Raw genomic sequence first — 9,100 nt, forward strand, 5'->3', positions numbered from 1 at the left:
CTTACACCTTTCGCGAGAAGAAACCCTCACTTAATATCAGGCTCCCTCAAGCTCTTCCAGTCGTGATTTGATGATTCTTATGTCGAACTCACGTTGCTTAAGAAAGTCTGATTCAGCAAACGTGATATTAAGCTACATTACAATTTATTGTCAGCACCTCGTTATAGCTACACTTTTCTTTATGGTATACAGATGATGAATTAATCATCATTCCAATTTTATTACTACTTCAAGCAGAAGCGTATAACCTTTTGACCATTCAGCACCGTGTTTGATAAAAATATTTGATTAAGTATAATTAAGTTTAACAAAGAGTGTTTATTCTCTTATGCTTTAGGTAAAAAACGAGATAAATACTACTTGTGCGGACAATGCAATAAATTGCAGTACTATTGTATTTTGAGACTGCCTAACTCGACGGATGTATTCAAGTAGCTGTATATGAGTCAAGAACGGCCAGAACAGTTAAATTTGATACGCACTTCTGTCTCTTCTGTCTATAAGCGGTTTGTTCTCATTCTGCTCCATTTCGGATTGCCAGAAGCCTGGCTGAAAACAGTCAGCCAAACCTTGGGAGAGTACTATGAATAGTTGCTCTAAGTTAACCGAAATATCGAATAAGGAAGGGTTTGACCTCTCCAACCACTCAGCCGAAAGGGTGCATCTTGGGGCATGGGTTAGTCAGGAGGGGGTATGGTTTCGTTGCTGGGCACCCAAGCCGGCTAAGGTTGAGGTAATTCTCGAAGAGGACGAGCAAGGATATCCTCTTACCAGAGATTCTAACGGCTATTGGTCGGGGTTGGTTCCAAATGCTTCGGCGGGCATGACATATCGCTATCGATTGGATGGAGAGCGATATCATCCAGATCCCTGTTCACGATTTCAACCACAGGGTCCTCACGGGCCTTCATTAATCGTAGATCCTGGTGCCTATGCATGGAGAGACCAAGGTTGGCCAGGAGTCGGGATGAGAGGGCAAGTTATCTACGAAATGCATGTAGGAACCTTCACCCCAGGCGGCACATTCGACTCTGCCATTACTCAATTGGATGCGTTGAAAGATCTTGGGATCACGGTCATTGAAGTAATGCCGGTGGCGGAGTTTCCAGGACGATGGAATTGGGGTTATGACGGAGTCGGGCTTTACGCACCTTCCCATGTCTACGGTGATCCCGAAGCGTTGAAGCGTTTTGTGGACGAGGCCCACCAACGGGGGCTTGGTGTCATTCTCGACGTTGTATACAACCATCTAGGACCCGATGGGAATTACCTACCGGAGTTCAGCGATGAGTATTTCACCGACCGCTATAGCAATGAATGGGGCCGGGCGATCAACTTTGATGGGCCCGGATCGCGGGAGGTGCGGGAATTCTTCGTTAATAACGCTTGTTATTGGATCGAGGAATATCACCTGGATGGGTTACGCTTGGATGCGGTCCATGCCTTTCAGGATGCCAGTCCCATACATATCATTGCTGAGCTATCTCAGGCAGCCAGAAAGGCAGCAGGCGCACGCTCGATCATTCTGGTGGCTGAATGCGAAGCTCAGTGGGTGTGGACCATTCAACCGATCGCACAGGGCGGGTGGGGGCTCGATGCCGTGTGGAGTGAGGATTTCCATCACACCACTCGCGTGGCTGCTACTGGTCGCAGCGAAGGCTATTTCACTGACTACCGCGGCTCACCACAGGAATTGGTCTCCTGTGTGAAGCGCGGGTTTCTCTACCAGGGCCAGCGGTACCAGTGGCAAAAAAAACCAAGAGGCACTATGGTGTCGCATGAACCAGCCGAAGCATTCGTATTTTTTCTGCAAAACCATGATCAGGTTGCCAATCAGTTGCGGGCGGATCGGCTGCATACCAAGACTAGTCCGGGTGTTTGTCGTGCCTTGACTACGCTGCTGCTACTTGCTCCGCAAACCCCCATGCTCTTCATGGGGCAAGAGTTCGGAGCGTCCACTCCCTTCCACTACTTTGTCGATTTTCCTCCCGGCAAATTGGCCGAGGATATCTATCGGGGCCGCAAAGAATTTCTCGCACAATTTCCCAGTTATGGGTCACCGGCTGCACAAGCAGCGATCGTCGACCCCTCCGATCCCTCAGTCTATGATCGTTCGCGCCTGAATCTGTCCGAGCGAGAGCACCATGCCGAGTGGTACGCCTTGCATCGGGATCTCCTTCGCCTCCGACGCGAGGATTCGGTGATTGCGCAACAAGCGCGAGAGGCAATCGATGGAGCTGTATTGAGCTCTTGGGCATTTCTTTTGCGGTATTTAGGGCACGATGGGAACGATCGCCTGCTGCTCATCAATCTGGGGGCCGATCTGCTTTATCAACCTGCTCCGGAGCCCTTGCTGGCTCCACCGGTCGGGCGTTCCTGGTCGTTCATCTGGTCGAGTGACGCCCCTTGCTACGGAGGCCCGGGTGTCATTGAGCCCTTGACTGAGCAGGGCTGGAGATTACCTGGAGAGTCTGCGGTACTGTATACCGCCGTACCAGGTTAAGCCAAAACCGATTAATGCAGCATTAAGAAGAGGAGTTAAATAACGTGGTGATGAATACGACAATGCGTAGCGATGCCATTATATTAACTATTCCACGTGATCAGCTACCCAACATCAATACCTTTCTCACCAAGGAATGGCTGGTAACAAACGGGCTCGGCGGCTATGCCTCCTCGACATTGCTGGGGGCTCCAACACGACGGTATCATGGATTGTTCATACCGGATCTGCCGGCACCTTGGGGACGGACGGTTCTGATGCCCCGACTTGATGAAGAAATCATTACCGACGGAGAGTCTCTGCTCATCAGCGGGATAGAATACGAAGATGGACGGTTGGTGAGTGACCTTCCGCGACTGCTCACAGAATTCTGCCGCGAATGGCAGACGCCGGTCTGGCGCATAGCAGTCAAGGGACGGCGCTTGGAGAAGCGCATCATCATGCCCCACGGTGACAACTCGGTATATATAGAGTATCGTTTGCTCGAGGGTGAACCGCTGCAACTCCGGCTCCGGCCATTCCTGACTTTCCGTGCACTCAGCGCACAGATCAGTGAAGGCGGGCAGCCGACCTTTCCGCCGACTATCATTGATGGGCGTTTTGAGCTCTGGCTTTGCGAAGATGTTCCGCCATTACGCATGTGCGTCAGATCGCCAAAGCAGCAATTTAATTTTATGGTGGAGACAGTCACCAGTCGCGGCATCTGCTACCGCGTCGATCGGGATCGGGGATCTGAATACGTCGAAGATTTGTCAAGCCCTGGCTATTTCACCGTCGAGCTGACACAGGGCCAGCCCGTGTCCTTCGTGGCCAGTACCGAATCCTGGGAGCGGCTCGAATATGAAGCACAGGCCATCATTGACGCAGAAGCTCAGCGGCTGGGCGCCTTGCTGGCGCACATCGATGAATCAGAAAAGGACAATATGGAACGTTGGCTGACGTTGGCAGCTGACCAATTCATCGTTATTCCCGCATCTCGCGTTGACGTGCACGCGCCCCACGCATCCTCTGACGAACCCTGCACAATCATCGCCGGTTACCACTGGTTTACTGATTGGGGGCGCGATACCATGATCAGTCTCGAGGGATTAACTCTCTGTACCGAACGTTACCAGGAAGCTCGATCTATTCTGCGGACTTTTGGACAGTATGTACGAGATGGCCTGCTGCCGAATCTCTTTCCGGAAGGAAAACGTCAAGCTCTCTATCATACAGTGGACGCTACATTATGGTATTTCCATGCTCTGGACCGCTATTACCGGATAACCGGTGACCGCGAAACGCTGCTGACACTGTATCCCGTGTTGATCTCTATAATCGACCACCATGTGATGGGCACACACTTTGGCATCAAGGTCGATCCGCAGGATGGTCTTCTGCATGCTGGTGCAGAGGGCTATCAACTCACTTGGATGGACGCCAAGGTGGGCGATTGGGTCGTAACGCCGAGGCGCGGTAAGCCGGTTGAAATCCAGGCGCTCTGGTATAACGCCCTGCGCTGTATGGCCGATTGGGGGTCAGTGGTAGGTAATTCTTCTGAGCGGTGGATAACTATGGCCAGCCACGCGGCGCAGGCATTCAATCGCCGTTTCTGGGATCATAATTTGGGATACTTGTTGGATGTCATTGACGGAGAGCAGGGCGATGACAACAGCCTGCGTCCGAACCAGATCCTGGCCATCTCACTTCCTCATCCTATTTTAGAAGAAGCGAAATGGCGCCCGGTGCTCGATGTAGTAGCAGGCCGATTGTTGACACATGTTGGGTTGAGAAGCCTAGATCCAGCCCATCGGGATTACAAAGGTACGTATTTCGGCGATCTTCGCGCAAGAGATGCAGCCTATCACCAAGGTACGGTCTGGGCTTGGTTGATCGGCCCCTTCCTCGACGCATGGCTTAAAACTCACGGAAACCTTCCCATGGGACGCCAAATGCTCGAGGGATTTAGAGCACACCTCCTTGATGAAGGTATTGGTACTATCAGCGAGATTTTCGACGCGGATCCCCCTTATTATCCCCGTGGCTGCATCGCACAGGCCTGGAGTGTAGCAGAAGTACTGCGAGTCTGGCAAAAGACTAAAGAAGCGACTGTTGGTTGAATAAAGATTAAATAGGTTCAGGGAAAAAATCACTTACTCTTTCCTTTGGCACGCAGAGGTGATCCTAAGCGGCATCGAAGTCGTATCGGAATGGTGGTACGCAATGAAATAAATCTGAAATAAAAAATACACAATTCTGGAATTATCTATCTCACAAGATATCTTAAATATCATTATTTTTATTTAGAAATGGGTTAATCACACATGTCAGAACTTAACTTCCTTCCGGTTGTCCAGTTAAAGGGAGCCACATCATTTTAAGCAAGTTTAGCGGGGGAGAGGGTCAGCATTGCATTAGTCAAATTCATGAGGGCGCAAGCCTCCCAGTCATCGCAACAGGAGTAATTGTCTTTTATGGCGGGTTTGGTATACCACGTTTTGAAAAAGCTAGCCTCGCGCGCTTTGGCGGCTCATATGTAACAAGTTTGCAGATCAAATGTGGCAGTAGCTTTATTTCACTCAACGGAAACGTCGGAAAGTTTCTCGCTTTGACAACTTTTTCAACCTTTCGCCTTGACAATCTTTTCAACCTGAGTTGGCGAGAAACTGTCGAAAAATGTATTCGGATCATGCTCTGGATAAATCGCTCCCAATTTTCACTCCTCGAGGGCCTTCGTCTGACCTCACAGAATCACGCGGTGCGCGTCTATCACGTCTAGACATCACCGCGCTAATTTTACGTGTGGTTCAGAGTCTCAGGCTAGACATCTTATCCGGCTGGCCTGTGTCACGCATGAAAAAGGGGAGAGCTGGCGATGAATCTGTTTGGTGGACTAATACTCGTCATATCCCACAATGGCAACTAACTTATAGCCTAATAGCTAATAAAAACCTCTTAATTAATTATTATGATGACATATACTGACACCATATTTCACATAAATTTGAAAGGGAAAAACTATGAAAAAAATAACCCAAATCTTTATGTTGCTTTGCTTAATTTCTGGAGAGGCTTTTGGATTATCCATCATTTACCGTGGTCAATCATGCCAAGACACTATGTCTGATCCATTGACGAACCAAATTACATTAAATAATCCAATTGAAAGTCGTTTTGAGGTAATTGAAGACAATGGAAACGGAATGTTCCGCTTACGTCTTACGGGTGGATTAGCAGTTTTTGTTATGAGAAGAAATTGTTCAGTTGCAGATCCAGAATGTACAACTCAAATTCACGGTTGTGTTGATATTGGGAATGGAATAGGAGATGAAGTCATTACAGAGAACAAAAATCAGCCTGTTGCTCCTGATGTCTCCACAGTTGTCACACCAAAACGGTCTAATGAAGCCATCGGTTATTTTAATGGCGAGCAATTAGTTATTTCTGTTCATTCATTGCATGCATTATCAAACCAAAAAGGTGGAATAAATTCTGAAGATAATACCTTTTCCTCTAGTTGGGTAAATCCAATTGCTAACACCTTGATCTTTAAATACGTCCCTGAAAGATCTTCCTTCAAACTCGAACAAATAATACCGAAGAAAGGAACGGTATTTTCAAGCGGAAACACCACGCCGTCAGATAAATACCTTGCTGAGATCATAACGATGGAAGAAGGAATTCCCTTAAATAACTTTGATATCCCTGTAGAGTATACAATAGAATAAATCTCCGGCTTTAGCGTAAATATCCGTAAAAACGCAGTTATTGGTTCTAAATACGTACTCAACAAAATCTCCGATAATTTCATTTAACATAATACACATTGCTGGAAGCTTGATTACCCTCTAGGCCAGCTGCTTGTGATGATCTGACGGGGGAGAGGGTCAATACTGTAGTTAATACAATTACCGTAGCTATACTGGCTGCTGCATTGCTGGTTTTCTTTAAACATCTTTCAAAAATCTTTCTTTTTTTCTCATCTTTCTCTGTAACTAAGTTGCTGGCTGCTACTACTTCCATCCTGTCAGCATCTATGTAATCAGCAAGTAATATACAAATATCAACCGGAAAGCCTCTTCTTCCTGTTTTTACCACCCTTATGTAACTATCTGATATACCTAGAATTTTAGCAAGTTCTATCTGCTTGCCAGCTTTCTTTTCCCCTATCTCAATAAATCTATTTAATTCCATTTTCATATCTCCTCTTGACAGCAACATTTGTTACTGCTCTAATTCAGTAACTTTTGTTACTGTTACATTTGTTACTTAATGCTACAGTTCAAAATTCCCCTAGTCAAATAGGGATATTTTTAAAGAGCCTTTGAGGAGCCAGAGCGGGCGCAAAGCGCCTGCGAAGCGACGAAGAAGGCGATGAATAATTTAATTAATTTAATCGGGAGAAGAAATGAGAGTTTTAGTCCTCAATGCAAAACGTACCCACGGTCTTAAAAAAGCTGACGGTAAACCCTACGAAATGTATGAACTGACCGTTGCTTTACCTCTTAGACCAGTCGCCCAGGGTAACTACAACATGGAAGGCTTTGGTTACGATGTGGCATCACTACCTCTTGACCCGGCAGCTTTTCAGAAATTTGCCCCAGCTCTCACACAGCCAAGAATTCTTGAACTGATCAAAGAACCGATGATTATGTTCGGAGAATTGAAAGATACCGTGATCGGTTTTAACGAACCTAAATAGCCCGAACGGATAGTAACACTAGTCCGTTCATTCCCAATTTGGGAATTTTATAGTTAAGTCTATTTACTTCAGGGCGGGGAAAATGAGCCATGCGGAAGAAAAAAACATCTTTATTGACTGGATCACCATTAGTCAAATTCATGAAGGCGCAAGCCTCCCAGTCATCGCAAGCGGAGCAATCGTCTTTTATGACGGATTCGGTATACCACGTTTTGAAAAAGCTAGCCCCGCGCGCTTTGGCGGCTCATATGAAACAAGTCTGCAAATCAAATGTGACGGTAGCTTTGTTTCACTCAACGGAAACGTCGGAAGGTTTTCTCGCCGTGACAACCTTTTCAACCTTGGTTGGAGAGAAACTGTCGAGAAATGTAATCGAATCATGCTGGATAAATCGCTCCCAGTTTTCACTCCTCGAGGGCTTTCGCCTGATCTCACAGAATCACGCGGTGCGCGTCTTTCACGTCTGGACATCACCGCTAATTTTGCGTGTGGTTCAGAGTCCCAGGCTCGACACCTTATCCGCTGGCTTGCCGACCGATCTGTGTCACGCATGAAAAAGGGGAGAGCTGGTGATGAATCTGTCTGGTGGTCTAATACGCGGCATATGATTAAAGCCTATATCAAACACATCGAAATGGAGAAACACGGCATGAAAACAGATGACCCCGTTTATGAATGGTGCAGAGATAACGGAATAGTACGCGTAGAGGTCGAACTTAAAAAGCGTATGTTGCACGATGAAGGAATGCACAAGTTAGAAAATGTGACTGACCAGAAAATACAGCAAATTTTTGAAGCAGAAACAGAAATTTTCCGCCGTGTAGACCGTAGCGATGAACCCGACATACTGGATGCTATACCATCCCGTTACCGTGTAACGGCTGCCGCTTGGTTAGCAGGTGAAGACTTACGTACCATCATGTCAAACGGAACGCTTTACCGACACGCCAAAATTCTACGTGAGTATGGCCTTGATATAACCGAACCGCGCAACGTCACCAGATTCCCCACTAAAGTTCACGTCGTCGAGCTTAAGCCGGTTTCACCACCTGACTGGTATAGGTTCGATGACGAATTCAATCAACCCTTAAAACTTGTGGTTAATAAATAAGGAGTGCGTAATGAAAATTTTCGTAGACGAAGAAATGATGCACAAATTGCCGAGGCGGGGTAGCAAATTGTGCACCATGAGGACTTGTCAACTGTATTACCGATACACAGCGGCTAAGGAGAGAAAAAAAGAAAATATTAGCAGGTGTGTACCGTAATCCTTTTAATAAAGGATGTGCGAATGATAATTATTATCATTTAAAAATGCAACTTATTTTCATTAAAAAAAACGGTGCACAAGGGGAGAACAAAAGGAACAAAACAATTATGCACCGTGAAGAGTCCATGATGAGAAACCGGTACACAACTGCTTTACCGGGGAATCGGGAAAATAGCAGTTGCGTACCGAAACCATAATAACAATATGGCTATTAATTAAGAGTTATTTAAACAACAAAAGTTTCAATGATTTATTGATGAGCTGCGCCCAGCCTCAAGCCAAAAGTTACGCTGTATAACGCTGATTTGGGGGTGTGCACAACCAAAACCATTAAACATTTTTATAAGGAGTTTCAAATGAATCAACTCAAGCAACAAATGCAAGCGTTCTGGATGCTGTCTCTGGCTGTTATGGTTTCTCCCTTTATGCTGGCTACCAGCTTTCTTAAAAGGGCGCTATTTTCGATTTCTCAGCGATTTAAGCGAATGGTCTATCGCACTGTTGCTTTATTCGTTTTTTTCATTGCTGGTCTTTCAGGTGCCCATGCTGCAGTACCTGCTGATGTCACCACTGCTATTACTACCGCCGTTACTGACGTTGGAACTGTGGGTGCTGCTATCCTTGGTGTAATCGTTGCAATCATGGC

Annotated in this window: 8 protein-coding genes; 7 read left to right on the forward strand and 1 reads right to left on the reverse strand. The window is 46.6% G+C overall.

Going from position 1 to position 9,100, the window contains the following annotated elements; translation table 11 throughout:
* Positions 1 to 441 precede the first annotated feature (441 nt).
* The 4 genes from BM283_RS19060 (at position 442) to BM283_RS16235 (ending at position 6,210) form a co-directional block, all read left to right on the forward strand.
* Positions 442 to 591, forward strand: a complete 150-nt coding sequence (locus BM283_RS19060) for a hypothetical protein (RefSeq protein WP_175492196.1) — start codon at positions 442 to 444, stop codon at positions 589 to 591.
* The gene (gene treZ / locus BM283_RS16225; protein ID WP_090694965.1) at positions 584 to 2,503 is read left to right on the forward strand and encodes a malto-oligosyltrehalose trehalohydrolase; all 1,920 of its coding nucleotides are present in this window, start codon (positions 584 to 586) and stop codon (positions 2,501 to 2,503) included. The genes BM283_RS19060 and treZ overlap by 8 nt, the downstream gene beginning before the upstream one ends.
* A 50-nt stretch (positions 2,504 to 2,553) precedes the next feature.
* The gene (locus BM283_RS16230) at positions 2,554 to 4,602 is read left to right on the forward strand and encodes an amylo-alpha-1,6-glucosidase (protein WP_254776412.1); all 2,049 of its coding nucleotides are present in this window, start codon (positions 2,554 to 2,556) and stop codon (positions 4,600 to 4,602) included.
* Positions 4,603 to 5,502: 900 nt separating this feature from the next.
* A complete protein-coding gene (locus tag BM283_RS16235) occupies positions 5,503 to 6,210 on the forward strand; it encodes a hypothetical protein (protein WP_090694969.1) in 708 nt (235 codons plus the stop codon).
* A gap of 79 nt (positions 6,211 to 6,289) precedes the next feature.
* Here the strand turns inward: BM283_RS16235 and BM283_RS19065 are convergent, their stop codons facing one another.
* The gene (locus BM283_RS19065) at positions 6,290 to 6,676 is read right to left on the reverse strand and encodes a helix-turn-helix domain-containing protein (RefSeq protein WP_175492197.1); all 387 of its coding nucleotides are present in this window, start codon (positions 6,674 to 6,676) and stop codon (positions 6,290 to 6,292) included.
* A 214-nt stretch (positions 6,677 to 6,890) separates the two neighbouring features.
* On the opposite strand from BM283_RS19065, the gene BM283_RS16245 reads away from it, so the two are divergent.
* The 3 genes from BM283_RS16245 to BM283_RS16255 form a co-directional block, all read left to right on the forward strand.
* Positions 6,891 to 7,184, forward strand: coding sequence for a hypothetical protein (locus BM283_RS16245; RefSeq protein ID WP_090694970.1), 294 nt, complete (start codon positions 6,891 to 6,893; stop codon positions 7,182 to 7,184).
* Positions 7,185 to 7,266: 82 nt separating this feature from the next.
* The gene (locus BM283_RS20170; RefSeq protein ID WP_254776413.1) at positions 7,267 to 8,295 is read left to right on the forward strand and encodes a phage/plasmid replication domain-containing protein; all 1,029 of its coding nucleotides are present in this window, start codon (positions 7,267 to 7,269) and stop codon (positions 8,293 to 8,295) included.
* Between the two features lie 515 nt (positions 8,296 to 8,810).
* The coding region (locus BM283_RS16255) for a major capsid protein (protein ID WP_090694973.1) at positions 8,811 to 9,100 on the forward strand (290 nt) is incomplete at its 3' end.

The organism is Nitrosomonas sp. Nm34, assembly GCF_900113925.1.
Taxonomy (GTDB): Bacteria; Pseudomonadota; Gammaproteobacteria; order Burkholderiales; family Nitrosomonadaceae; genus Nitrosomonas.